A 25,594-nucleotide genomic window follows, 5' to 3' on the forward strand; every position below is an offset into this window, starting at 1 on the left:
TATTGCGTGAGATTTTCAAGCGATACGACCTTCTCGACGCGGACCGGTTCCGTGCTGGTGTCGCGGCTGGACAGGAGGAACAATCCGACGACCAGCAGCAGCAGGACGACGATCAGCACGACGAGCGAACGGGACATGAGGTGCGGGTCCGTGAACAGTGAAACCGGTGTGCGCGGCCTTTTGCCCGACAGCTGGCCTCGCTGTATAGCCCCTGCCGTCATGTTACAAACCCGCCCCGCCGATCCGCTCTGGAAGGACCGGCCCATCGTCCTCGTCGGATTGATGGGAGTGGGCAAGACAACGGTCGGGCGGCGCCTGGCGCAGCGGCTGCGGCTACCCTTCGTCGATGCGGATCACGAGATCGAGGCGGCGGCGGGCATGTCGGTCTCCGATATCTTCGAACGCTTCGGCGAGGCGCACTTTCGGGACGGCGAACGCCGCGTGATCGCGCGCCTGATCGACGGCTCGCCCAAAGTGATCGCAACCGGGGGCGGCGCCTTTCTGAACGAGAAGACCCGCGCGCTGATCCTGGATCAGACACTGGCGATCTGGCTCGACGCCGAGCCGAAGGTCCTGGCTGAACGCGTGCGGCGACGGGATACGCGCCCGCTGCTGCGCGGCCGCGATCCGTTGGCGGTGCTCGAGGAACTGGCGCGCGTGCGCAATCCCTATTACGCGCTGGCTCCGGTGCGGGTCGAAAGCATCGCCGCGCCGCACGATGCCACCGTCAACGCCATCCTGAAAGTCATCGGCAAATGACCGTCGTTCCCGTCGCGCTCGGCGCACGCAGCTATGAAGTGCGGATCGAGGCGGGCTTGCTCGCCCGCGCGGGCGCTACGCTCGCACCGTTGGCGAACGGCCGCCTAATGCCGGTAGTGACCGACACGAATCTCGCGCCTCACCTCGCGACCCTCCAGGCGAGCCTCACCGCCGCAGGCATTGCGAGCGAGGCAATCGTGCTCCCGCCTGGAGAAGGCTCGAAAAGCTGGCAGACTCTGGAGGAGCTGACCGACCGGCTGCTCGCGCTCGGCATCGAGCGGAGCGATCATGTGATCGCGCTGGGAGGTGGGGTGATCGGCGATCTCGTCGGCTTCGCGAGCGCAATCCTGAAGCGCGGCTGCAATTTCGTGCAGATCCCCACTACACTGCTGGCCCAGGTCGATAGCTCGGTGGGCGGCAAGACTGCGATCAACACGCGCTCCGGCAAGAATCTCATCGGCGCCTTCCACCAGCCCGGGGTCGTGCTGATCGACCCGCAGGTGCTCGACACGTTGCCCGCCCGCGAACTGCGCGCCGGCTATGCCGAAGTCGTCAAATATGGGCTGATCGACGATCCGGACTTTTTCGGCTGGTGCGACGCGAACGCCCCGGCGCTGCTCGCCGGAGATCCAGCAGCGCGTCAATATGCCATCGCCCATTCCGTCGCCGCCAAGGCGCGCATCGTCGCCGAGGACGAGCGCGAGACCAGTGGCCGTCGCGCCCTGCTCAATCTCGGCCACACCTTCGGCCACGCGCTGGAAGCAGAAACTGGTTTTTCCAGCAAACTACTGCACGGCGAGGCAGTGGCGGCGGGGATGGCACTGGCCTTCGGCTTCTCGGCAGCGCAAGGGATCTGTGCGCGTGAAGATGCCGAGCGCGTATCGCACCATCTTCAGAATATCGGTTTACCGGATGGACTGAACGGCGCCGAGGTTCGCGCCGACGGCGACACACTCGTCGCGCACATGCGCCACGACAAGAAGATGGAGGGCGGCACCCTCCCCTTCCTGCTCGCACGCGGCATCGGCGAAACCTACCTTGATCGCAGCGTCTCGCTCAGCGAGGTGGCCGCATTTCTGAACGCGGAACGCGCGGCGGCCTGAACGCCGACGTGCGGCTATTCGACCAGCGCTACCGTCAACGTTGTCGCCTGCGGCTGTATCGAGCGGACGCTCACCGCACCGTCTTCCTCGCCCTGCTCGACCGCCGCGATCTGGACCGCCGTTACGCTCTCGCCGGTCGCCTCTTCGGGCGGAACCACAGCCTGCACGCCATCGCCCTCGGAACGAATTTCCTCGAAGACGTAGACGCCTTGGCTGTCGAGATAGAAGGTGTTGTCGCCGAAATGGCTTTCGAGGCCCGATTCAGCGGCTGCTTCCTGCGGAATGGGGGTAAGGCCCGTCTTGGCCTGGATCGTTTCGACCTGATCGTCGCTGAGCTTCATCGGAGCGTTCTCCTGTTGGAACGGGAGGGACACGCCCGGATAGCGAGCCCCCGGGGACGCCGATCGGCGCCGGATGTGCCTAAAGCCTATTCCTCTGCCTTGTGCGGTCCAGCCAAAAGCGGCTCGACTGATCCCGCCTGAGCCACGCATTGCCCCGCGCGGTCGTGCTGCTTAAGGTCCGGCTCATCCAGATTGCCCTCTCCAGCGAGAATGACTTCGATGCGCTTTCTGTTCCCTGCCCTCGCCGCCACGCTGCTCGTCGCCCCCGCCGCGGCGCAGGAGGGCGTATCCCCCGCCCCCATCCTCACCACGCCCGATGCGCGCGATGTTTGGACCTATGCCCGGCCCGAAGTGGCGCGCGTGACTCACGTCGATCTCGACCTCACGGCGGACTTCCAACGCAAGGTGATGCGCGGCACCGCCACGCTCGACGTCCTGGCAGCGCCCGGTGCGGAGGAGATCGTGCTCGACACCGACGAGCTCGATATCGAAAGCGTCACCGCCGAAGACGGCCGCCCGCTCGCTTGGCGCCTCGGCGCGGACGATCCGCAGCTCGGCGCCCCGCTGACGGTGACGCTCGACGACGCCGAGCGGATAACCGTTCGCTATTCCTCCAAGCCAGGCGCAAGCGCACTGCAGTGGCTGTCGCCCGAACTGACGGCGGGAAAGCAGCAGCCCTATCTGTTCAGCCAGGGCCAGCCGATCAACAATCGTAGCTGGATTCCCACCCAGGACAGCCCCGGCATCCGCCAGACCTGGGATGCGACAGTCACCGTGCCCGACGACCTCGTCGCCGTCATGAGCGCCGAGATGCTGACGCCCGAAGGCGTTGCGGCTGGTGAAGGGCGCGAAAGCTATCGCTTCCGCATGACCCGGCCGGTGCCGCCCTATTTGATCGCGTTGGCAGTCGGCGATCTGGCGTTCCGCGAACTCGGACCGCGCTCGGGTGTGTGGACCGAACCGACGATGCTTGATGCCGCCGCCTATGAATTCGGCGACGTGGAGGCAATGATCGATGCCGCCGAAGCGCTGTACGGGCCCTATCGCTGGGGCCGCTATGACATGCTGCTGCTGCCGCCTTCCTTCCCCTATGGCGGGATGGAAAATCCGATGCTCACTTTCCTGACGCCGACGCTGCTCACCGGCGATCGTTCGAACACCGACGTCGTCGCGCACGAACTAGCGCACAGCTGGTCGGGCAATCTCGTCACCAACGCCACCTGGTCGGACAGCTGGCTCAACGAAGGCTTCACCACCTATTTCGAGAACCGTATCATGGAGGCGCTCTATGGGCCCGAGCGCGCCGCCATGTATTCGGATCTCGACTGGGACGGCCTCGAGCGCGACATCGAAGCCGCCGGCGGCGCCGATGCACCGACGACGCGGCTCCACGGGGAGCCGGGCGCGACCTTCGGCCAGCTCGACTATTTCAAGGGATCGGTGTTCCTGCGAACGATCGAGAACATCGTCGGGCGCGAGCGGTTCGACGCATATCTACGGGGCTATTTCGATCGCCACGCCTTCCAGCCGCAGACGACCGCCGGCTTCCTGGCCGACATCCGCGCGCATCTGATCGAGGGCGACGCCGAACTGGAGCGCCGCCTCCAGCTCGACCGCTGGGCCTATCAGCCCGGCCTGCCCGAAAACGCCGTCCATGTGGAATCGGCCACCCTCGCGGCGGTGGACGCCGATCTCGAAGCGTTTCGCTCGGGCGCGCCCGTATCGCGGATCGACACCCAGGGGTGGAGCACGCAGGAGTGGCTGCGTTTCCTCAACGGCCTCCCCCGCGAGCTGCCTGCGGAGCGCCTCACAGAACTCGATTCGACGCTCGATCTCTCGCGCTCCAGCAACGCCTATGTCCGCTCGGCCTGGCTCGAACTCTCCATCGCCAACCGCTATGAGCCCGCACTGCCGTCGCTGCGCGACTTCACCGGCCGGGTCGGCCGCGGGCTGCTGATCCGCCCGCTCTACGCCGGGCTGATGGAGCAGGGCGACTGGGGCAAGGCGATCGCGCAGGATCTGTTCGCGAACGCCCGCGCCACCTATCATCCGAACACCGCAGCGCAGATCGAGCGGATCATCACCGCACCGGCGCAATAGCGAAAGGGAAGCAGAAGCATGATCGTCTCGCTCGCCGCATCGCTGCTGCTGCTCGCGCCGGGCCAGGACGATCCCTGTTTCGTCCCCGGCTCGTTCGCGCATTGGCTGGAGGTGCCGGAGACGCCTGCGCGGCAGGGCGCGACGATCCCGATCCGGGCGATGCGCGGCCTGCCCTATGCGCCCGAGGACGAGCCGGAGGAGTGCTCCAGCGCATGGAGAGTTACTCCGGCCGACGCCGCCGCGCTGGCGCACGACCTGCGGTCGTTCACGATCGCCGAGGACGCCGACCCGGGCACGATCGTCACCATATCGTATCAGGTAGGCGAGGAGCCGGTCACGGCGTCGGTCCGCGTGATCGGAAGAGACGAAGTGGTATTGACTGGCAGGCGGCGTCAGCAATCGGTATCGGGGTGCGAGGGAGCCGAGCATGTCGGCGAGCTCGAATTTACCGGCGAAGGGCGCTTCTCGGTCACCTACCAGCCGTTCGAGCGTTATCGCGATTATTGGGGCAGCTATCGCTACGATCCGGCGACCGGCGCGCTCGAGATGACAACCGACGGCGGCAATCGCGTTCCGCCCGATCTCGACCTTTCCGGCCGCGCCTACTTCAACCCCGATCGGCGGTTGATCCTCGAGGGGTTCAATCTCGGCGCGCAGCCGTCGCTTCAGCCGCCCGTTTGCACCTACATCTTCTGACGCATCACGCCCGGCCGAGCGCGCTCCACGCGAGCCATAGCCAGCCGACAATCAGCGCCGTCCCGCCGATCGGCGTTATCGCACCGAGCCATCGCGGCAATCCCAGTGCCATCAGATAGAGCGTGCCGGCAAAGACGAATCCGCCGGCGACAAACAGCCACGCCGGCGCGCGGGCTCCCATCTGAAGCGCGACCAGCGCGGCGACTGAATGGATCAGCTGATACTGTCCGCCGGTACGCAGCCACTCGGCCGCCTGTCCCTGTACGCCATGCGCGCCGAACGCGCCCGCACCGACAGCCAATGCGCCCGAAAGCGCCGTCAGCAACAGCAACCCGTTCATCCCGGCTCCGCATCCTTTCGTTGCTCGGCGGCCTGCGCCGCCTGACTGAACATATGATCGCGGGCGGCGTACAGATCGCCCGTCTCCTTCTGGACCTTCAGCCGCTCGATGTCGCGCTGCCGATAGGCCGCCTCGGTCTTCTCGATCTCGCCTTCGTCGACTCCGACCGCGTCAAGCGCCTGGCGCCCCATCGCGATCGCCGATTCGAGCACTTCACGCACGACACCGCTCAACGGCGCCCCGCGAAGCTTCATCACGCTGCGCCGGTCGAACGCGCGGACGAAAAGATCCGCGTCGGGGAAGGCCTGATGTACCGAATGGAGCATTTCCGCGTCGAGCTGATCGCCGTCGATGCAGAACAGCAGCAGCTCGGCGTCCGCCGCTCCTGCCTGCCGCAGCAGGTCGAGCCGGGTACCGTCGCCGTAATAGACCTTCATGCCGAAATCGCCGGCGGTCTCGATCATCTCCACGTCGCGGTCGATCAGAGTCACCGAAAGTCCCTGCCCGATCAGCATCTGCGCCACCGTCTGCCCGAAGCGCCCATAGCCGACGACGATCGCGCTCGCGCCGTCGTGCTGCGGGCCGGCCGCCTCGCGCGTGCTGCGCTCGGGCTCGGCGCGAAACCGCTTGCTCGCCAGCATCAGGAACGGAGTCGTCGCCATCGAAAGCGTTACGATCGCGCCGAACACGCTCGCTGCCTCAGGCGCGATCAGATACGCGGACTGCGCCTGCGCGAACAGCACGAAACCGAATTCACCGCCCTGGCTGAGCAGCAGCCCGACCCCGAGCCCCTGCCGCCACGGCATGCCGAAGACACGCGCGAGCAACGTGATGACAACGGTTTTCGTGATGATCAGCGCCGCCGCCATTCCAGCGACGAACAGCGGTCGTTCGGCAATGGCGTTCAGGTCGAGCGTCATGCCCACCGCCAGGAAAAACAACCCCAGCAGGATCGATCGAAACGGCTCGACGTCGGCCTCCAGCTCGTGCCGATAGGGCGTGTCGGCAAGCATCACGCCCGCTACGAATGCGCCGAGCGCCGGCGAAAGACCCAGCAACTGCATCAACGAGGCGCTGGCGATCACAGTGAAGAGCCCGGCGAACACGAACATCTCGCGCTCGCCCATGTTGCCGATCAGCTTGAACAACGGCCGCAGCAGGAAACGGCCCGCGAGCACCAGTCCGACGATCGCAAGGACAGTGTACAGCGCCAGCATCCACCCAGGCGGTCCCGCCGCGTCCGCCGGATTGCGCGAAAGCGCCGCCACGATCGTGAGCAGCGGAACGATCGAGATGTCCTGAAACAACAGGGTGGCGAAGGATCGCTCGCCCACCGGGGTACGCAGCCTTCCGGCCGACTGGAGCATCGGCAGCACCTGGGCGGTCGAGGACAGCCCCAGCGGCAGGCCCAGCGCCAGTGCGGCGGCGGGGCTGAAGTCGGTGGCGGCCAAAATGATCCCGGTGATCGCCAGACCACATAAGGCGACCTGCAGCAGACCGAAGCCGAAGATGTCGTGCCGCATCCGCCAGAGCCGCGAGGGGCTCAGTTCGAGGCCCACGAGGAACAGGAGCAGCGCGATGCCCAGTTCGGCGACGCCCATCTTCTCTTCGGCGTCGCCCACCAGCCCCAGCACCGCGGGCCCGACCACCGCGCCGGCCACCAGATAGCCGAGCGTCGCCCCCAGCCCGAGCCGCCGGAACAGGAGCACGAACAACAGGCCGAAGCCCAGCAGTGGGACGCCATCGCGAAGCAACGACAGGCCGCCGCCGTGTTCGTCCATCAGCGGCGCGCCTGCGCGGCGGCCTCGGCCGCTGCTTCGAACGCCAGCCGGATCGACGGATGGCGGGCACGATGCGGCAGCGCAGGGACGAATATCTCCAGTCCCGGCCAATCGGGCGCGGCACTGGATGCCCCCGCCAGCCAGCCCGTGAGCGCATCGACCGCCGCCGCGAGCTCGTCCTGCGTACGGCCCAGCGCATGCGACGCCATCAGCGCCGACGACGCCTGGCCGAGCGCGCAGGCCCGCACCTCCATTCCCAGCGCCGCCACGCGGCCCTCGGCGTCGAGGTCGACATCGACCGTCACTCGGCTCCCGCACACCGGCGAGCGCTTCTCGCTCGTCCCCATCGGCGCTTCAAGCCGCTGAAGATGCGCGACCGATGCGGCGAGGCGCAGGATCTGGGTATTGTAGAGCGGCGCGTTCACGAAAACGCATGTAGGGCACCGACGCGCCAAGCGCGAGGGCTTCCGACGCGGGATCGTTACGCTGCCGGGCGCGCCCCCCATATCTCGATGTGATCGCGGCGTTCGACCCGGATCGGACGCTCGGCATCGAGCAGCCCGGCAAGCCCGGTTCGCTCCAGAAGCGCCCGGATCCGCGCCTGCGCATCCGAGTCGCACGCCGCGAAGGCGTCGGTCACGCGCTGCCAGAGGAAGAACATGTACGGCTGCACTCCGCTGGAATAGCGGGCGCCGCGGAAGCTGGTCTCCACCATCCCGATCACCCGCTGCTGCGGCTTTGCGGTGACGGGCGCCCCCTCGACCGGATCGGCGGCATCGACATGCTCGGCAAGCGCGGCGCATTTGTCGGTAAGCTCGGGAAACAGCTCTTCGCCGGCATGCGCCAGCAGCGCCTCGACGGTCTCCGGCACCGAGTCGTCGGCGAGCCAGTCGGACGACCGATCGCCATATTCGGGCATGTCCGCATCGGGCGCGTTCATCCGCTCGACCCAGCGAAACACCTTCGGCGCGCGCCGCTTCATGATTCCCGCCGGCACCGGATCGCGCCCGAGATGGGCGAACAGCGGCCCCAGCAGCCCATAGTCGCCGATCGAGGGCCGGCCGCCGAACAGATAAGGATGCTGCGCGAAATGCGCTTCGAGGAGATCGAGCAGCCGCTCGTACGACGCCTCGATCGCCGGGATCGTCTCCGCCGTCACGCCCAGCATCGGCAGATAGCTGTTCATGCGCGCCATCACCTTCGCCGCCGCATCGGGTCCGGAGCCGCCGGCGAAGGCATCGGTCAGGAAGCCGTGCTGATCGTCGAGATAGGACCAGCGATAATGCATTGCGTGGCGCGTGAGCCCGACCACGGCATAGAGTTCGAGCACATGCGCCAGCACGCGCTGCGCCGCGCCCGGCGGGATCGCGCTGAGCGGGACGCCCGCGGCTTCGAACCGATCGAGGATCTCGACCGTATCCTGGATCACCGTGCCGTCGGGCAGCACCACGACCGGAATGATCCCGCGCCCGATCGCGGGCACGACCTGTTCGCGAAACGCCGGATCGCTTGGCGCCCGCTCGACATAAGCGATGCCCTGCTTGCGCAGATAGGCGCGGGTCTTGCCCGTGTAGAGCGAGTGGGGGACGCCGTAGAGGATCACGGACTCCATCGTCACGGTTCCTCCCCGCTGGCGTTCGTTTCATTCTCCTCCGGCCCGAACACCGGCTCGCCGCGCCGCCTCCGGTCGACGAAATCGGCGATGCTCGCGCTGGTGTTGTTGAGCAGGGGATAGGTGGTCGACGTGGTGATCCAGTCGGGACGCTGAGCGGGCCCGCCGCGCACCGTATCGATCAGCAGCGCGAGCAGCAGGAACGCCAGGCTGACGAGGACCAGCCCCTTCAGCGCACCGAAGCCCAGCCCCAGCGCGCGATCGATCGGGCCGAGGAAGCTCTGCCGCGTGCGCGATCCGATCGCGTTCGCCACCATCCGCCCGCCGAAATAGGTGACCCCCGCGATGATCGCGAAGGCGAGCACCGCGGCGCCCTGCACCGTGCCCACCGGCTCTGCCAGTGCCTGCGCCAGCGGCGTGTGGAAGAAGCGGATCGCGACGACGATGAACAGCCAGGCGAGCAACGCCAGCACTTCGGTGACGAAGCCGCGCCAGAGCCCGAGCACCGCCGACCCGCCGATCGCCAGCAGCACGATGATGTCGAGAGCGGTGAGTGTCATGCGCGGCCCCGGCGAGTGATGTGGCGGCCTACATACCCGGGAGCGGCGCGGGCGACTAGGTGGCGCGCGGCGACGGCTGGCCGCGAGTCGCATGTCCGGGGCGGCGGTATCAGGATACCCGAACGCAGCGAATGCAGCGCTACACCCCCCCCTCCGCGCGGCCCCTGCGCCCGCCCGATGAAGAGCGGGAAGCGCCGATCGAGTGCGGGTTGGCATGGGACGGAGTGTACGGGATCGGAGCGGGTGTAGGACAGCGGAATTTTGGGGAGCAAGCACGCGGCTGGAATTGGGCCGTTAGCTGACGGGCAGCTCCAGGCCGGTGAAACATGGGAAGCGGACTTCGTTCAGCTATCCTGACGACTTACTCGCTCGCAAAGGCCTACATCGCTCCCGAAGCGAAGGCTCATTAGAGTCGCTCACCGTGGAGTTTCTAGTGGCGCTAACACTGACGGCGAGCCCGCGTCATTGGGTATTAGGGCGACGAGCTGTCTTGTCTTCGGTCTCGCGGGACGGGATCGGGGCACCATAAGGAAGGTCTACGCGGAGTTCCACGCGACGGTCACCATCCGTGATCTGATGCACTGAGGCGGTGTCCTGCTTGTCGGGCAATATGCTCTTCGACTTATAGGCATGCACGACGAGCACGATCTGCTTGTCGAGCGCGATTGCATACCGGCGCCCCTGCATGCCGGCGCTGCCCTTGGCATGAACGGGCTCTGCCGCAGCTCCGCTATGCTTGTTCTCGAGCACGATGGTATCATTGAGGATCAGGTCAGTGATCCCGCCGCCGGCTTTGGGCGCCTCAGTGACACGAATGCCGGCAGCGGAGAAGAAGGCGCCGACCCAGCGCTGAAGCTCGGCCTCATCCGCGATGGTCTCAGATACCTTCCCACTGCGGTACCATTCATCGATCATCCGCCACAACGCAGTAAGTGCGTTAGTCAGCTCGGCAAGCTGCTCGGCGGCAATGCCGCCCCTGAGCGCCGCATTTAGTTTTTGAGCAAGGACGATGCCGAAATCCTCATTTACGTCCAGCCATGGTTGCGGGACTGCTAGGTCCTTCTCTTGGACCGAGATGAGTGAGATGCGCTTAGTAGTTAGATGCTCAAAGGCGCGTGTGTCGACCACCCCTGCTTGCCGCAGGGCGTCGATCCACGCGTCATTTACCACGCGATCCGCCTTGATGAAGCCGTCCGCCTCCTGCGCCAGGACGATTCCATAGCGTGCGAAGAATTCGAGCTTGGCGGCGAGTGCTATAAGCGGAACTACGTCACGGGGGCAGAAGACGTAGCTGGTCCGCTTCTGCAGCTCGTAGGCGTTCGACCATTTGACTGGATTAAAGGAAAATTCCGGCACACGAAGCGAGCCATTGGGGTACCGCGCCAAGATCTTGATCGCGTCGGCCTTTAGTGAGGAGAGATCGACGATGATCTGTTCGGGTCCGCATGCGACGAGCTTGGCGCGCATTGCTTGCATGTCCACAACCTCAATTCCGTGCGCGATCAACGCCTCGGCGCAGGTGATAGCGAGGGCATGGATACGCTCGCCAATCTCATAGCGCGCGCGCAGCGTCTTTAAGTCGGCCACAACCTTGAGCCAGAGGGTGCGGCGTCGGTTCTCCTGGCGCTCTTGGTCAAGATCGGGAGCCACGCCGATGAAGCGTCCTCGTAGCGCAAACGCGCGATGGAGAAGCTCTCGCGATAGGATGCCGTTGGCGAGGGCGGCAGCCGATGGGCTCGGCGGGGGAAAGCGATCGTGGCGAATATGTCCAGCGAAGAGGCGCAGCACGGTGTCGTCGCCCAAATTCACAAACAAATCTTCGAGCGAGAAGCGCTCTGTTCGGTCCCGCTCGGCGATGAGGATCAAGCGCTGCGCCATTGCCTCAGCGGCCCTGACCTTGTGATGATGATAGAGGCGGTCGTAGAGGAAGGTACGGCCAATCAGCATCTGCTCGAAGGAGCCGAAACCCGATGCGGCGATGCCAAGCTGGAGTAAGGTTTCGTGCGGAGCAAGCTTTACCCGGGCGCGTAGCTCCTTGAGCGAGCCATCGATATTTTCTTCACGCACTTGGAGGATTTCGAGGCGGGAAAGCAGACGGTCGGTGTCGAATCCGATCTCAAGCCCAGCGTGGTGAGCATCGCGCTGAAGATAGTCGAGCTTGTCGGCGTCGAGCTGGCCACTGACGACGGCGGTGAGATGGTCGGCGCCTGGACCTTCGACCGCGCCCGTGATCGCAGCCGTCAGCCGGTCTTGCAGAGCACCGATGGGAAGCGTGGCCGGAAGCCCGAACTCCCGGCGATTGAGAATGGCGGTGATCGGCTCCGAGAGGAGGATCATCACGGCGATTATTTCGGAGATCGCGGGCTCAGAATTGTACTGATAGATCGCAAGCAACTCTGCGGCCAAGGCGCTTAGGTCCTGGCGCCAATCTGGTGCCTCGTCCTGCGGATCGATCGGGCGCAGGACAGCGTCGAGTTCCATTACAGGTTCGGTCGCGTGGCTGAACGGGCCGTGGCCAAGATCGTGGAATAGCGCCGCAAGACGGAGGCAGTAGCGATCCTCGTCGCGGATGACCGGTAGGGGATTGTCGGGCTGGTCACGGTTCCGCCGCTCGATCTGACGCGACAGTGTCGCCAGCGTGACCTCGACAGCACCGATGACCCCGAGGATGTGCTCAAGCCTGTCGTGGCAGGCGCTCGGGAAAACGAGTTGGGCAAGACCGAGCTGGCGCACGCCACGCATGCGCTGGAGCAAGTCGGTGTCGAGCAGTGCCACTTCCCAGGGCAGCAGCTCAATCGTTCCCCAAATTGGATCGTTGACCTGCTTTGGCCGGGATTGCGACCGCGTGCCTTGATCAAGCCGCCGTGCCAGAGGCTCAGTCCAACCGCCGACGAGTGCGTCCAGACGGTTTGACAAGTCAGGCGCAACGCCGCGCAGCCGCGCCCGCACGAAGCCTGTCATGGGTGCACCCTAAGCAGCCACCGGCTGCAGGGATGCTCCAATGTCTCCTTTGATCACGTGTACGGTGTCACGCAGCATGCCGCCGAGCCGTCGCGCTTCACTTGTTGATAGTCCCACACCAACCGCGATCTGTCGGGCAAGATCATCATCCAACGTCACCTGCGTCGATAAATAAGTGGGGTTCGGCTCGCTAGTGAGCAGCGCCTCCTGCGCCGCCAGCAGGATGGAGGGTAGCTGGAGGCAGCGCAGGCCTACGTTTGAGTTGGAGAAGGTCAGTCCGCGGACGAGCGCGTCGGGCAGCTCTTCGCGCAGCTCGAACAACGCACGATCAAGGATACCGTGTGAACTGGGCATGCGCTCGTTAGGCGCGCCGAGACGCCAGAGGGCGGTTAGCAGCTCCGCTATCTCATACCGGTCGATCATGTGAGCACCTCTGCGGAGATCGTTAGCCTGAAAAGCTTACAATCCATAACTGGGGTTGACCCCAGTTCGAAACGGTTTCAAGCACATTTTGTTTCCCCCGTCAATTCGAGTTCGGACGTGGCCGGCATCCTTATTCAGACTGCTCAAGTGACCGAGCTGGCCGGCATTACTGGCGAGCAGCTGCGGTACTGGAAGGGTGCGCTGCGTCCGATTGCGAAAAGAGACGGACGTAAGAAAGGCTATAGCTTCGCCGAGCTGGTGGCCATAGCGGCAATCGGAGAGGCGATGGCTCAATTCAGCCTCGATATCTCTCGATTTCAGGAGTCGGCAGAGGATTTCTTCGCGGCGGTCGAGGCCATTGTACGAGAGCAGCAGACTCCCGGAATGGTATACCTAAGCGGCGATCAGGTAAGTGTAGGCGAGCCGTTTCCGCAAGATGGCGAGGTGGCCCTCGTGTTCCAGATCAACCGGCTCGCGCGCCGCCTGCGCGAGCAGATGACCAGCGCGCCTCCTCCGGCGCAATTTAGCCTGATCTGACCCTCGCCCGTCGGATGGCCCCTCGACCGATGGGCTCTGTCCTTCGCCCTTATTTCGACGGACTGCCTTGGGCCCCGCCCTTCGCCCACCCTAGTGTGATCGCTCATCACCAGACAGCCGATTGACGGGCAGGGTAGTCCGCACGTCGGTAGTCCCGCCGCTGTCGTGACCATGAACGGCCAGGTTCCGGGCCTCTATCGAGCCAAGCTGAACGACAGGAATTAGGGCGCAAAGCCGTCCCCTCACCGCCCCAGCAAATGCTCCACGAACGCCCCGAGCGTCCTGAATCCCGCTACTTCCAGCGCGCTCTTTTCCACGCCGCTCGCCGGAGCCATCGCTTTGCCGAAGCCGAGTTTCGCGGCTTCGCGGCAGCGCAGGGTGGCGTGCGCCACAGGGCGGACTTCGCCTGACAGGGCGAGTTCGCCGAAGGCCACTGCGTCGGTCGGCACGGGCCGCTCGCTGAGCGCCGAGACGAGCGCCGCCGCTACCGCGAGGTCGGCGGCGGGATCGGCGACGCGATAGCCGCCGGCGATGTTGAGATAGACTTCGCTGGTCGAGAAGCTGAGGCCGCAGCGCGCTTCGAGCACGGCGAGGATCATCGCGAGCCGGGCGCTGTCCCAGCCGACCACCGCGCGGCGGGGGGTGGCGCCGCTGGCGAGGCGCACGACGAGCGCCTGAATCTCGACGAGCACGGGGCGCGTGCCCTCCAGCGCGGGGAAGACCACGGTGCCCGAGATGCTTTCGTCACGGTCCGACAGGAACAGCGAGGAGGGGTTGCCGACCTCGCTCAGCCCCTCGCTCGCCATGGCGAACACGCCGATTTCGTCAGTGCCGCCGAAGCGGTTCTTCACCGCGCGCAGAATGCGATACTGGTGACTGCGCTCGCCCTCGAACGCGAGCACCGTATCGACCATGTGCTCGAGCACGCGCGGGCCGGCGATGCTGCCGTCCTTGGTCACATGCCCCACGAGCACCAGCGCGGTGCCGCGTTCCTTGGCGAAGCGGATCAGCTCCTGCGCCGAGGCGCGCACCTGGCTGACCGTGCCCGGCGCGCCTTCGATCAGGTCCGAATGCATCGTCTGGATCGAATCGATCACGAGCAGCGCGGGCGCCTGCCCCTGCCCCAGCGTGGTGAGGATGTCGCGCACGCTGGTCGCCGCGGCGAGCTGCACGGGCGCGCTGCCGAGCCCGAGGCGCCGCGCGCGCAGCCGCACCTGATCCGCCGCCTCCTCGCCCGAGACATAGGCGACGCGCCGCCCGGCGAGCGCCAGCTTCGCCGCGGCCTGAAGCAGCAGCGTCGACTTGCCGATGCCGGGATCGCCGCCGATGAGCGTCGCCGACGCTTCGACGAAGCCGCCGCCCAGCGCGCGATCGAGCTCGGCGATGCCGGTCGCCATCCGATCGGGCAGCGGGATTTCGGAATCGAGCCCGGAGAGCGCGATCGCGCGCCCGCCCGATTGGAGATTATGCTTGGCCTGAAACGGCGTGACGACCGCGCCGGCATCCTCGACCAGCGTGTTCCAGTCGCCGCAATCGGCGCATTGCCCCGCCCATTTCGACGCGACCGAGCCGCATTGCTGGCAGACATAGCGTTTCTGGGATTTCGCCATGGCGGCAGCCATAGCGCAGACGGAACGATAAGGGAACAGATTCGGGACGGGAGCGCAACCAGTGGACGCCCGTTTCGCGCGCGGCTATCGCCGCCGCCGATGAAGGCATCCGATCTCCGCGTGGCGCTGTTCAGCGGCAACTACAACTATGTTCGCGACGGCGCCAATCAGGCGCTGAACCGGCTGGCGGAATATCTGCTGCGCAAGGGCGTCACGCTGCGCGTCTATTCGCCGACGACCGACACGCCCGCATTCGAGCCCACCGGCGAGCTGGTATCGGTGCCCGCCGTGCCGCTGCCGGGAGGGCGCGACGAATATCGGCTGGCGCTCGGCCTGCCCGGCTCGATCCGCAAGGATCTGCGCGCCTATCGGCCCAACATCGTCCATATCGCCGCGCCCGAGATCCTGGGTCATCGCGCGGTCAGCTGGGCACGCCGCAACGGCATCGCTTCGGTCGCGTCGGTCCACACGCGGTTCGAGACCTATGCGCAATATTATCGGCTCGGCTTTCTCGAGCCGCTGATGATCTATCTCCAGACGCGGCTCTACAATCGCGTCGACGGCGTGGTGACGCCCGCGCCGATGATGTCGGACCTGCTGCGCGGCTGGGGCGTGGAAACGCCGATCCGCGAATGGGCCCGCGGCGTGAACCACGATCAGTTCGCGCCCGCCCGCCGCAGCCTCGAGTGGCGCCGCAGCCTGGGGATCGGCGACGGCGAGCTGGTGATCGGCTTCCTCAGCCGGCTGGTGCTCGAAAAGGGCCTCGACGTCTTTGCCGAGACGATCGGCGAGCTGGAACGCCGCGGCGTGCCGCACCGGGTGCTGATCGTCGGCAAGGGCCCCGCCCACGACTGGGTTGCCGAGCGGGTGCCGAACGCGATCTTCACCGGCTTTCTGACCGGCGAGGATCTGGGCCGCGCAGTCGCGTCGATGGACGTGTTCCTCTTCCCCTCGGTCACCGAGACCTTCGGCAACGTCACGCTGGAGGCGATGGCGGCGGGCGTGCCGGTGGTCGCCGCGAACGCCACCGGGGCCGGCAGCCTCGTGGAAGAAGGTGTGTCGGGCTATCTCATCGAGCCGCGCGCCATCGCCGACTATGCCGACGCGATCGAGCGGCTGGCGGCCGATCCGGCATTGCGCGCACGCATGGGCGCGGCCGGCCACCAGCGCGCCCAGGCCTATCACTGGGATCGCGTCAACCAGCACGTCGTCGACATGTATCTCGACGTACTGGCGCGCCGGGACGCGCGCTGAGGCTCATTTCCAGTCGAACGTGAGCGGCGCCTCGCGGAAGGCGAACCGGTCGAGGTGCCGCGCGACCACGTCCTTCATCGCTTCGAGCTGCTCCTCGACGCTCGCCTCGATCCGCACGTCGAGCGCAGTGTCGCGGGCGTCGAAGGTCACCAGCGCGTCGCCGGGGAAGGTTCCCGCCCTGCCCTCCGCCGGAAAGCGAACCGCGCCGTGCGCCTCGTCGAACGTGACCTCCAGATTGTGCGACCAGTGCTTGCACAGTTGCTGGAGATAGCGGCTGCCGTTTTCGGTCGGCACCGATGCCGTCGCGCGCACGCTCATGGCAGCCGCTCGATCTTCCGGGCTGCCTCGTCGAGAATCGCGGCGATCTCATGCACGGTTTCCGGCTCGCCTTCCTCGGCATCGAGCCGCTCCCTGAGCGCAGTCTTCAAATTGGCCATCGCTCGGCGGATCGGTGCTCCGCCTCCGGCTCGGGCGCGCTGCGAGCCGAGCTCCACCAGCCGCTTCAGCAGTGCCTCGACTTCCTCGACGCGCTCGGCGAGGTGCGCGTGGCCCGCTGCAGTGGCGGCATAGACCTTCTTCGCGCCCTCTGTCTGCTGCTCCTCGATCAGCCCCATCTCGCCCAGCAGCGTGAGGGTGGGATAGATCACGCCAGGACTCGGTGCATAGGCGCCACCGGTACGCTCCTCGATCTCACGGATCAGATCATAGCCGTGGCGCGGACTGTCGGCGATCAGCTTCAGCAGCAGCAGCCGCAGTTCCGTGCCGTCGAACATCCGGCGCGCCCGGCCGCCATGTCCGCGCCCGCGCCCGCGCCCGCGCCCGCGCCCGGCGGAGTGCTCCCAGTCAGGGCGCGAGAAACTCCAATGGCGGTGCCCTCCGCCGCCCCAGCGGTCATGCCGATGATGATGATGATGGCCATGCATAGCTCGTTCCTTCATGATAAGATGCAAACAAGATATATCTTGAAAGCCGATCCGCAAGTCTGCCTCTGCCGCTTTTTCACCAATCGTTAACGCCGTCGCGAACCGTCTCGCGCTGGAACGGCTGAAATCCGGGGGTGGCGCGCGCCGCGCGGGAACGTCATCGTGGCCCGGGAATCGGAGGAGGAGCTCGAATGTCCGGCAAGCCACACCCCGCCGCAGTGGTGGTCGCCGCCCTGTTGATGGGCGCCATGGCGCTGCTGCTCGGCTCGCAGATCTTCAAGACGGTCGCCTATGCGGTCGAGGCGCCGACGAACGGCCAGCCCGTTGCGCCGCCCGCCGCAAGCGCGGCGCAACCGGAGGAACAGGCGCCGCCCGCCCCGTCTCCGGCGCCCGCGGCCGAGCCCGCGGCACCCGCAGTCCCCGACGACCATTTCGTCATACGCCGCGTGCTGCCGATCGACGGCCCGATCGAATTCGGCACCTATTATTGGGATGCGGAGGGCGTGCCCGAGGGCGAGCTCGTCATCACGATCGATCTGGAGGCGCAGACGCTCTCGGTCTTCCGCGAGGGATATGAGATCGGCGCCACCGCCATTCTCTATGGATCCGACGAAAAGCCGACGCCGCTCGGCAATTTCACGATCACCGAGAAGGACGCCGATCACGTCTCGAACCTCTACGGCGCACCGATGCCGTTCATGCTGCGCCTGACCAACGACGGCATCTCGATCCATGGCAGCGAAGTCGAATGGGGCTATGCCACCCACGGCTGCATCGGAGTGCCGGTGGAATTCGCCGAGCTGCTGTTCGACCTGGCCGCGCTCGGCGATCGCGTGATCATCACGCAGGGCGAGCGGATCACGGTAGGCGATGCGATCGCGCCGGCGCAGAGCTGAGCCGGCTCAGCGCGCCATCAGCATTTCGCGCACGCCGCTGCGCACCATCGGCAGGCGCTGCCCGAGGCGCAGCACCATGTGGCGCGCGGCGCGACCGGGCAGCGTCTCGTCGGTGTAGAGGCGCACCAGCGCGTTGGTTCCGGCGTAGAGCGGCCAGGCGGCCCGACGATGCGCCCGCTCGTACCGGCGCAGCACGGTGTCGCTGCCGATGTCACGGCGGGAGCGCGCCGCCGCCCGCACTGCGTCGGCAAGCAGTTGCTGACCGCTCAACCCCAGGTTGAACCCATGGGCCGTCACCGGATGCATGCCCACGGCGGCATCGCCGATCAGCGCCGCGCGCGTTGCCGCGAAGTGGCGGGACCATGTCATCGCCAGCGGATAGACGTGCCGCCCCCCTTCGAGACGCATCGCGCCCAGCCGTCCCCGATAGCGCCGCTCGAGTTCGGCAGCGAACGCGCCCTCCTCAATCGCCGCCAGCCTTTCGATCTGTGCGGAGGGCAGCGTCACCACCGCCGACGACCGATCGCCGTTCAGGGGGAGCATCGCGATCGTCTGATGATGATCGAACCACTCCGTCGCGACGCTATCGTGCGGCCGCGCATGCTCCACCCGCGCGACGAGCATCGAACGCCCGATCCGCTGGATCTCGGCCGCGATGCCGAGCTTGTCCCGCACCCAGGAAAATCGCGAGTCCGCGCCGACCAGCAGCTTCGCGCGCAGGCGGGTTCCGTCCGCGAGCACCGCCTCGACCCCTTCCCTGCCGGTCCGCACGCTCGCGACCTCGGCGTCCGACCTGATCTCCACTCCGGGCTGCTGCGCCACGCATGCGTACAGCGCCGCTCGAATTCGGTGGTTGGAGACGAGCCGGCCCAATGCGTCGGCGCCCGTGCCGCCGGTGTCGAAGCTGAGCGCGAATGGCGACTGGCCGTTCAGCACGCGTGCGGCGCGAAGCGGTGCCTTGTCTTCCTCGGCGATCCGTTCCCACGCGCCGAGTTCCGAGAGAATGGCCATCGAACGATGCGTCAGCGCGATTTCGCGCCCGTCGTCGGCCGGCTCCGCGATCGCGGCGAGCGGCTGACGCTCGAGCAGCGTTACCGACAGTCCCGAGCCATTCAGCGCCCGCGCAAAGGCGAGGCCCGCCGGTCCACCGCCGATGATGAGCACGTCGCTTTGCATAATCGCTCCCATGTCGAGCACCCCAGATGGCGCTGCCTTGCGCCACGTCAATTCTCCCAGGAGGCTTGGGGAGGATTCGCGGGCATGTAATTTCCCGCCGCGGCGCCTATCTCAGCGTCCACATGGCCGACCTTTTCGCTACCGAAGATCCCGCTGCCTCGGCGTCACCCTCCGGCGGACCGCTGGCCGATCGGCTGCGGCCGCAGCGGCTGGAGGAAGTCGTGGGTCAGCGCCATCTCACCGGCCCGGAAGGTGCGATCGGCCGCATGGTCGCGGCGGGCAAGCTCTCCTCGATGATCCTGTGGGGACCGCCCGGCACCGGCAAGACGACGATCGCACGGCTGCTGGCCGATGCGGTCGGCCTGCGCTTCGCCGCCATTTCAGCGGTTTTCTCGGGTGTCGCCGATCTCAAGAAGGTGTTCGCCGAGGCGAAGGAACATGCCCGCACGGGCAAGCGCACGCTCCTGTTCGTCGACGAAATCCACCGCTTCAATCGCGCGCAGCAGGACGGATTCCTGCCCTATGTCGAGGACGGCACCGTCACGCTGGTCGGCGCCACTACCGAGAATCCGTCGTTCGAGCTCAATGCGGCGCTTCTTTCGCGCGCGCAGGTGCTGATCCTCCACCGCCTCGACGCAGAGGCGCTGGGCGAACTCCTCGCCCGCGCCGAGGCCGAGGAGGAGCGCCCGCTCCCGCTGGACGAGGCCGCGCGCGCAGCGCTGATCGCCAGCGCCGACGGCGACGGCCGGTTTCTGCTGAACCAGGCCGAGACGCTCTATTCTGTGAACCTCGATGCGCCGCTCGATCCCGCCGGTCTTTCCGCGCTGCTCCAGCGCCGGGTCGCGGTCTATGACAAGGATCGCGAGGGGCATTACAATCTCATCAGCGCGCTGCACAAAAGCCTGCGCGGCAGCGATCCGCAGGCCGCGCTCTATTATCTCGCGCGCATGCTGACGGCAGGGGAAGAGCCGCTCTACGTCCTGCGCCGCATCGTCCGCTTCGCCAGCGAGGACATCGGCCTCGCCGATCCACAGGCGTTGGTGCAATGCCTCGCCGCCAAGGACGCCTATGACTTCCTCGGCAGCCCCGAAGGCGAGCTGGCGATCGTCCAGGCCTGCCTCTATTGCGCCACTGCCCCCAAATCGAACGCCGCCTATCAGGCGCAGAAGGCCGCCTGGCGCTCGGCGAAGGAAACCGGCAGCCTGATGCCGCCGCAGAACATCCTCAACGCGCCGACCAAGCTGATGAAGGAGATCGGCTACGGCAAGGGGTATCGTTACGACCATGACAGCGAGGGCGGCTTCTCCGGCGACGATTACTGGCCGGCGGAAATGACGCCGCAGACTTTCTACACGCCCGTCGACCGCGGCTTCGAAAAGCGCGTCGCCGAGCGCATGGCATGGTGGGACGAGCGGCGTCGCAGCCGCGCCGAGGACTGAGCCTCAATCGCCGCGCCGGCGCGCGAACAGCATCGCAGCCACCAGACATCCGGCGAACAACGCCCCTTCCAGTCCCCCGGTGACGATGCGGCTGACCGGCCCGAAGCCATTCTCGCCGAACAGCCCGCCAAGCGAATCCAACCGCAGCCGCGAGGCCGGGAATCCCTGCACGAGCAAGTCGAGGCTTCCACCCAGCATCCGCCCCCCCAGCAGCGCGATGCCCGCGCCGGTCGCTCCACCGATGGCGGCCGCATAGGCCGCTCCGCGTCGCAGCGAACGCGCGCTCCGCACCGCGAGCCACCAGCCGAACCCTGCCGCGCCACCCAGCAGCGCGCCCTCTGCCGCTCCCGTGATCGCCCGCGGCGCATGGCCGAACAGCAACATCAGCGCGTCGAGCCCCAGCAGCTTGACCAGCCCACCGATCACCAGTCCGCCGGCGGCCCCGCCCGCGATGCCCCACGCCGCGCGTCCCGCCGACAGGCGCTGTGCCGCGGCGATCCCGAACGAAACGCCCGCGCCTCCCAACAGCGCAATCACCACCGTCACCACCGTCAGGACGAGCAACACCGACGCGCCGCCGACGTCGGTCTGACCCGCCTGCACCGCCGCAAGAAAGCCGTAGAACAGCCCGCCGACCACCCCTGCTGCACAGGCCCCGGCCGTTCCCGCGGCGCCGAGGCGCAGCACTTCCGGACGCGCCGCCAAGGCAGAATTCCGGTCAGCGAGCCGAGCCGAGCCGGCTTCGGCCACGGGGGCGACGAAACGATAGCCGTGCTTGGGCACGGTTTCGATGAACCGCGGGTTGGCGGCATCGTCGCCCAGCTGCCGCCGCAGCGTGCGGATGCACTGAGTCAGCGCCTCGTCGGTCACCGGAACGCCGCGCCAGACCTCGTCGAGAAACCGCTCCTTCGAGACCAGCCGCCCCTGTTCGCGTACGAGCAGCGCCAGCGCGTCGAAATAGCGCGCGTTGAGTTCCACCGGCACGCCGCCGCGGATAAGCTGACGGTCGGCCGGATCGAGCAGGAATTGATCGAAGGCGAAGCAGCCCGATGCCATGCGTCAGCGGAATCCCGTACTAGCTACCTGCTCGGCCTGCCGACCACCGACAGGCCGCGACGTTCGTTCAGCAATGGAGGCAAAGCAATGGCAAAAGCGGCACCAAGGGGGGATAGAGCCTGAGCCGCTTCAGCCAATTCGTCGCGATCGACTGGTCCGGGCAAGCCGTTGCGCGCCCGAAAGGGCTGGCAGTCGCGCGCGCGCGGGATGGCGCCGGCCCGCCCGAGCTGATCCGGCGAGACGGCGGCTGGTCTCGCGGCGCGATTCTCGACTGGCTGGTGGAGATCGCCGAAGCGGGGAGCGATACATTGATCGGCCTTGATCTTTCGCCTGCCTTCCCCTTCGCCGATCACGGCGCCTTCTTCCCAGGATGGGATGCCAGCCCGGCTGATGCAAAGGCGCTCTGGGCGCTCGTGGAGGAGCTGAGCGCGGCGGACCCGCATCTCGCCGCCACCAGCTTCGTCGCGCATCCGGAGGCGCGTCGCCACTTCCGGCAGCGCTTCGATTGCGGCGACCTCTTCCCGGCAGGTCGCGGCCGCTTCCGCGTGGTCGAGCATGGGCAGGAGGCGATGCGGCTCTCCCCCTACAGCTGCTTCAATCTTGTCGGCGCCAGTCAGGTCGGCAAATCGAGCCTCACCGGCATGCGGGTCTTTCACCGGCTTGCAGGGCGCATCCCGTTCTGGCCGTTCGATCCCTTGCCGGAGCGCGGACCCGTGCTGGTCGAAATCTATACCGCGCTTCCCGCGCGCCTGGCGGGCATGCGCAAGGGCATCTCCAAGATTCGCGACGCCGCCACGCTGGACGCGATGCTCGAAGCATTCGGATCGGCGCCGCACGCGCCGCTCGCCCGCTATGACGATCACGCCACCGACGCGATTCTCTCTGCCGCCTGGCTTCGCGCCGCCGCGGAAAGCCCCATGCTTTGGGCTCCGTCGGGGCTGACGCCCGACATTGCGCGCACCGAGGGCTGGACCTTCGGCGTCGTGTGACGCATGGGTCCCGAGCCGGGCCGGTTTAGCTCAGTTGGTAGAGCAGCGGTTTTGTAAACCGAAGGTCGCGGGTTCGAATCCTGCAACCGGCACCAGCCTTCCCGCCAGATCCGGTGCGGTGCGGTGTGACTTCAACACACGGATTCACGCAAAGCACCGGCGCCATCGCCGGCGGCTTCGATCAGCGTACGCATATTCGGAGTGCAATCGAGCCGGTCGATCAGAGCGGCGGAAATCCGCGGGACTCTAGGGGGGAATGGTGGAGCCGAGGGGGATCGAACCCCTGACCTTCGCAATGCCATTGCGACGCTCTCCCAGCTGAGCTACGGCCCCACACCCCGGGAAGGCGACGGGCTTTAGTCAGCCGCCGCGGTTTTGGCAAGCACCTCCGAACCGGTTTCGGAGGTGCTCCGGAATCAGCTTTCCTCGTCTTCGTCGGACGTCTTCACGCCGAGGTCGTCGTCGCCACCCAGATCGACGTCGTCGTCGGCCGAATCGCCGTCTTCTTCCTCGATGTCCAGATCCTCGTCACCGAGATCCGAGTCCTTCTCCTTCTTCTCGGCGTCCTTGTCCGTCTTGTTCGCCTCGAACGGAAGCGGCTGCTTGGACTTGAGAATCGGCTCCGGCTCCCACGCATAGCTGCACGCGATGCACGTGACGGGATCGTCCTTCTGAAGATCGTAGAAACGCGTTCCGCATTTCGGGCACGCTCGTTTCGTGCCCCATTCCGGCTTGACCATGCCGCCTATTGCCTTTCGAAACTGCTGGGGTTCGGGGTCGGGCCCCGCAAAGTGGGGCGCGCCTTGCCATAGCGCAAGCGCGCTGTCAAAAGCCGCCCGCCCCATGACCGAAACCCGACCCGCCACAGCGCCCCGGCCGCTCTCGATCGCCGCGCGCGGGCCGCTGCGCGGCACCGTCGTCGTTCCGGGCGACAAATCGATCAGCCACCGGGCGCTCATGTTCGCCAGCCTGGCGGTAGGCGAAAGCCGCATCCGCGGACTGCTGGAAGGCGAGGACGTGCTTGCCACTGCGTCCGCGATGCAGGCGATGGGGGCGACGATCGCCCGCGGCGCCGACGACACGTGGCGAGTGAACGGCGTGGGAGTCGGCGGGCTGCTCCAGCCGCAGCAAGCGCTCGAGATGGGTAATTCGGGCACCTCGACACGCTTGCTGATGGGGCTGGTCGCGAGCCATGCGATCACCGCTGCCTTCACCGGAGACGCCTCGCTGTCGGGCCGGCCGATGGCGCGGGTGATCGAGCCTCTCGCGCGCATGGGCGCGGACATCACCGCGAGCCCGGGCGGGCGGCTGCCCTTGATGGTGCGCGGACTGTGCCCCGCCGTACCGATCGAATATCGGCTGCCGGTCGCATCGGCCCAAGTGAAGTCCGCCGTTCTGCTGGCGGGGCTCAACGCGCCGGGCATCACGCGCGTGATCGAGCCGGTCGCCACGCGCGACCACAGCGAACGCATGCTGCGCGGGTTCGGGGCAGAGCTAGAAGTGGAGGAGACAGGCGGCGAGCGCATCGTCTCGCTTCGTGGCGAGGCGGAGCTTCGTCCGCAAGAGATCGACGTGCCCGGCGATCCTTCCTCGGCAGCCTTCTGGATGGTCGCAGCTTCGATCGTGCCCGAATCCGAAGTCACTATCTCGAATGTCGGGCTCAATCCGACTCGCACCGGGCTGATCGCAGTGCTGCGGATGATGGGTGCCGACATCGTCGAATCGCAGCCGCGCAGCGTGGGCGGAGAGCCGGTGGCGGATCTGATCGTGCGCCACGCGCCGCTGCACGCCATCGATGTGCCGCCGGAACTCGCGCCGAGCATGATCGACGAATATCCCGCGCTGTTCGTCGCCGCCGCCTTTGCGCAGGGACGCACTGTCGCACGCGGCGCGCACGAGCTTCGGGTGAAGGAATCGGATCGGATCGCCGCGATGGCCGCGGCTCTTTCCGCTGTCGGGGCCCGCGTGGAGGAAGCCGAGGACGGGCTTTCGATCGACGGGACAGACGGCGAATCGCTATCCGGCGACGCTCAGGTCGCCTCGAAACTGGACCATCGCATCGCGATGAGCATGGCCATCGCGGCGCTTCGGACGACCCTGCCCGTTACGATCGATGATGTGTCACCAGTCGCCACCAGCTATCCCGATTTCTTCCCGACCCTTGACGCGCTCACTGCGTAAGCTGACTTCTGTCGCATGATCATCGCAGTCGACGGACCCGCCGCATCGGGCAAGGGCACCATCGCCAGGGCGCTCGGGCGTCATTTCGGCCTGCCCCATCTCGACACTGGCCTGCTGTATCGAGCCGTTGCCGCATCGCTGCTCCGCGAGGAAGCGGACCCCGAAAGCGAAACCGATGCGCTCGCCGGCTGTGGCTTTGACGACTATCTGCTCGACGACCCCTGGCTGAAGACCGACGAGGTCGGTCGAATTGCCTCGATCGTCTCTGCGCATCCCCTCGTCCGGAAGGCGCTGCTGCTACGGCAGAAGAAATTTGCGCAGCAGCCTGGCGGTGCCGTGCTCGACGGGCGCGACATCGGCACCGTGATCGCGCCCGACGCGGAGGTGAAGCTGTTCGTCAAGGCAACGCCGATGATCCGCGCGCAGCGCCGCCACCTCGAGTTGCGCAAGCTCGGCGTCTTCGCGAGTCTCGACAAGGTTCTCGCCGACATCCGGGCGCGCGACGAGCGCGACTCCAAGCGCGCCGACGCCCCGATGAAGCCGGCGCCCGACGCCGCAATCCTCGATACCAGCTTCCTTTCGATCGACGCGGCAGTGCAACGTGCAATCGCGATCGTGAACGATCGCATGCGCCCGCCAGAGACGCCGGAACCTCCCGAGACACTCTGAAGCGCGGACCGATAGCCGGCAGAGCGGCCTTCTTGCCCGATCGCGCTCCATCCGCTATGATCGATTTGTCCTGCGGGCCGTTGCTCGTGGAGGTTGGCGCGGAGGCAATGTCCTCACGCGCCCTTTTCGCATTTGGCGTTGAGGTCCTCCGCTGATGATGGCGCGCATGGATGCCGCGACCGGCGTTC

General features: G+C 66.7%; 25 protein-coding genes and 2 tRNA genes. 12 read left to right on the plus strand and 15 right to left on the minus strand.

Annotated elements, in window-relative coordinates:
* Positions 1-219: 219 nt before the first annotated feature.
* Both H7V21_RS04950 and aroB read left to right on the plus strand, forming a co-directional pair.
* Positions 220-759, plus strand: a complete 540-nt coding sequence (locus tag H7V21_RS04950) for a shikimate kinase (protein ID WP_188056366.1) — start codon at positions 220-222, stop codon at positions 757-759.
* Complete coding sequence (aroB, locus tag H7V21_RS04955) at positions 756-1,862, plus strand: 3-dehydroquinate synthase (protein WP_188055758.1); 1,107 nt, start codon at positions 756-758, stop codon at positions 1,860-1,862. Before H7V21_RS04950 ends, aroB begins: the two co-directional genes overlap by 4 nt.
* A 14-nt stretch (positions 1,863-1,876) precedes the next feature.
* Here aroB and H7V21_RS04960 read toward each other — a convergent pair whose 3' ends face one another.
* Positions 1,877-2,203 (minus strand): hypothetical protein, encoded by a 327-nt coding sequence (locus H7V21_RS04960; RefSeq protein ID WP_188055759.1) that lies wholly within the window; start codon positions 2,201-2,203, stop codon positions 1,877-1,879.
* Positions 2,204-2,422: 219 nt separating this feature from the next.
* On the opposite strand from H7V21_RS04960, the gene H7V21_RS04965 reads away from it, so the two are divergent.
* On the plus strand, positions 2,423-4,303 hold the full coding sequence (locus H7V21_RS04965; protein ID WP_188055760.1) for a M1 family metallopeptidase: 1,881 nt from the start codon (positions 2,423-2,425) through the stop codon (positions 4,301-4,303).
* 18 nt (positions 4,304-4,321) lie between these two features.
* Complete coding sequence (locus H7V21_RS04970; RefSeq protein WP_188055761.1) at positions 4,322-4,999, plus strand: hypothetical protein; 678 nt, start codon at positions 4,322-4,324, stop codon at positions 4,997-4,999.
* Positions 5,000-5,003: 4 nt separating this feature from the next.
* Here H7V21_RS04970 and H7V21_RS04975 read toward each other — a convergent pair whose 3' ends face one another.
* From H7V21_RS04975 to H7V21_RS05005, 7 genes are all read right to left on the minus strand, one after another.
* Positions 5,004-5,339: a DUF423 domain-containing protein gene (locus H7V21_RS04975; RefSeq protein WP_188055762.1), complete on the minus strand. Its 336-nt coding sequence runs from the start codon at positions 5,337-5,339 to the stop codon at positions 5,004-5,006.
* A complete protein-coding gene (locus tag H7V21_RS04980; RefSeq protein WP_188055763.1) occupies positions 5,336-7,120 on the minus strand; it encodes a cation:proton antiporter in 1,785 nt (594 codons plus the stop codon). Before H7V21_RS04980 ends, H7V21_RS04975 begins: the two co-directional genes overlap by 4 nt.
* Positions 7,120-7,545, minus strand: a complete 426-nt coding sequence (locus tag H7V21_RS04985; protein WP_188055764.1) for an iron-sulfur cluster assembly scaffold protein — start codon at positions 7,543-7,545, stop codon at positions 7,120-7,122. Before H7V21_RS04985 ends, H7V21_RS04980 begins: the two co-directional genes overlap by 1 nt.
* Positions 7,546-7,601: 56 nt before the next feature.
* Positions 7,602-8,732: a glutathione S-transferase family protein gene (locus H7V21_RS04990; RefSeq protein WP_188055765.1), complete on the minus strand. Its 1,131-nt coding sequence runs from the start codon at positions 8,730-8,732 to the stop codon at positions 7,602-7,604.
* A gap of 2 nt (positions 8,733-8,734) precedes the next feature.
* Positions 8,735-9,292, minus strand: coding sequence for a CvpA family protein (locus H7V21_RS04995; protein WP_188055766.1), 558 nt, complete (start codon positions 9,290-9,292; stop codon positions 8,735-8,737).
* A 462-nt stretch (positions 9,293-9,754) separates the two neighbouring features.
* Positions 9,755-12,253, minus strand: a complete 2,499-nt coding sequence (locus tag H7V21_RS05000; protein WP_188055767.1) for an HD domain-containing protein — start codon at positions 12,251-12,253, stop codon at positions 9,755-9,757.
* Between the two features lie 9 nt (positions 12,254-12,262).
* On the minus strand, positions 12,263-12,676 hold the full coding sequence (locus H7V21_RS05005; RefSeq protein WP_188055768.1) for a hypothetical protein: 414 nt from the start codon (positions 12,674-12,676) through the stop codon (positions 12,263-12,265).
* A 117-nt stretch (positions 12,677-12,793) separates the two neighbouring features.
* On the opposite strand from H7V21_RS05005, the gene H7V21_RS05010 reads away from it, so the two are divergent.
* A complete protein-coding gene (locus H7V21_RS05010) occupies positions 12,794-13,213 on the plus strand; it encodes a hypothetical protein (protein ID WP_188055769.1) in 420 nt (139 codons plus the stop codon).
* Between the two features lie 242 nt (positions 13,214-13,455).
* On the opposite strand, the gene radA is transcribed toward H7V21_RS05010, so the two are convergent.
* A complete protein-coding gene (gene radA / locus H7V21_RS05015) occupies positions 13,456-14,823 on the minus strand; it encodes a DNA repair protein RadA (RefSeq protein ID WP_188055770.1) in 1,368 nt (455 codons plus the stop codon).
* Positions 14,824-14,922: 99 nt separating this feature from the next.
* Between radA and H7V21_RS05020 the strand changes: the two genes are divergently transcribed.
* A complete protein-coding gene (locus H7V21_RS05020; protein WP_188055771.1) occupies positions 14,923-16,077 on the plus strand; it encodes a glycosyltransferase family 4 protein in 1,155 nt (384 codons plus the stop codon).
* A gap of 3 nt (positions 16,078-16,080) precedes the next feature.
* Here H7V21_RS05020 and H7V21_RS05025 read toward each other — a convergent pair whose 3' ends face one another.
* Both H7V21_RS05025 and H7V21_RS05030 read right to left on the minus strand, forming a co-directional pair.
* The gene (locus tag H7V21_RS05025; RefSeq protein ID WP_188055772.1) at positions 16,081-16,395 is read right to left on the minus strand and encodes a DUF2218 domain-containing protein; all 315 of its coding nucleotides are present in this window, start codon (positions 16,393-16,395) and stop codon (positions 16,081-16,083) included.
* On the minus strand, positions 16,392-17,015 hold the full coding sequence (locus H7V21_RS05030) for a PadR family transcriptional regulator (protein WP_410482672.1): 624 nt from the start codon (positions 17,013-17,015) through the stop codon (positions 16,392-16,394). Before H7V21_RS05030 ends, H7V21_RS05025 begins: the two co-directional genes overlap by 4 nt.
* 176 nt (positions 17,016-17,191) lie before the next feature.
* Between H7V21_RS05030 and H7V21_RS05035 the strand changes: the two genes are divergently transcribed.
* Positions 17,192-17,896, plus strand: coding sequence for a L,D-transpeptidase family protein (locus H7V21_RS05035; protein WP_262504014.1), 705 nt, complete (start codon positions 17,192-17,194; stop codon positions 17,894-17,896).
* A 6-nt stretch (positions 17,897-17,902) separates the two neighbouring features.
* Here H7V21_RS05035 and ubiM read toward each other — a convergent pair whose 3' ends face one another.
* A complete protein-coding gene (gene ubiM / locus H7V21_RS05040; RefSeq protein ID WP_188055773.1) occupies positions 17,903-19,072 on the minus strand; it encodes a 5-demethoxyubiquinol-8 5-hydroxylase UbiM in 1,170 nt (389 codons plus the stop codon).
* Positions 19,073-19,194: 122 nt separating this feature from the next.
* On the opposite strand from ubiM, the gene H7V21_RS05045 reads away from it, so the two are divergent.
* Positions 19,195-20,511, plus strand: coding sequence for a replication-associated recombination protein A (locus H7V21_RS05045; RefSeq protein ID WP_188055774.1), 1,317 nt, complete (start codon positions 19,195-19,197; stop codon positions 20,509-20,511).
* 3 nt (positions 20,512-20,514) lie between these two features.
* Here H7V21_RS05045 and H7V21_RS05050 read toward each other — a convergent pair whose 3' ends face one another.
* The gene (locus tag H7V21_RS05050) at positions 20,515-21,567 is read right to left on the minus strand and encodes a transcriptional regulator (RefSeq protein ID WP_188055775.1); all 1,053 of its coding nucleotides are present in this window, start codon (positions 21,565-21,567) and stop codon (positions 20,515-20,517) included.
* A gap of 278 nt (positions 21,568-21,845) precedes the next feature.
* Between H7V21_RS05050 and H7V21_RS05055 the strand changes: the two genes are divergently transcribed.
* Entirely contained in the window at positions 21,846-22,556 is a 711-nt protein-coding gene (locus tag H7V21_RS05055) for a hypothetical protein (RefSeq protein WP_316715500.1), read from the plus strand.
* A gap of 19 nt (positions 22,557-22,575) precedes the next feature.
* Positions 22,576-22,651, plus strand: a tRNA-Thr gene (locus H7V21_RS05060).
* Between the two features lie 162 nt (positions 22,652-22,813).
* Here H7V21_RS05060 and H7V21_RS05065 read toward each other — a convergent pair.
* A tRNA-Ala gene (locus H7V21_RS05065) sits at positions 22,814-22,889 on the minus strand.
* An 83-nt stretch (positions 22,890-22,972) separates the two neighbouring features.
* Positions 22,973-23,296, minus strand: a complete 324-nt coding sequence (locus H7V21_RS05070; RefSeq protein WP_188055776.1) for a TIGR02300 family protein — start codon at positions 23,294-23,296, stop codon at positions 22,973-22,975.
* A gap of 103 nt (positions 23,297-23,399) precedes the next feature.
* Between H7V21_RS05070 and aroA the strand changes: the two genes are divergently transcribed.
* Both aroA and H7V21_RS05080 read left to right on the plus strand, forming a co-directional pair.
* Entirely contained in the window at positions 23,400-24,737 is a 1,338-nt protein-coding gene (aroA, locus tag H7V21_RS05075; RefSeq protein ID WP_188055777.1) for a 3-phosphoshikimate 1-carboxyvinyltransferase, read from the plus strand.
* Positions 24,738-24,752: 15 nt separating this feature from the next.
* Entirely contained in the window at positions 24,753-25,406 is a 654-nt protein-coding gene (locus tag H7V21_RS05080) for a (d)CMP kinase (RefSeq protein WP_188055778.1), read from the plus strand.
* Positions 25,407-25,594: the final 188 nt, after the last annotated feature.

Origin of the sequence: Sphingosinithalassobacter sp. CS137 (assembly GCF_014334115.1) — a bacterium.
Classification (GTDB): domain Bacteria; phylum Pseudomonadota; class Alphaproteobacteria; order Sphingomonadales; family Sphingomonadaceae; genus Sphingomonas.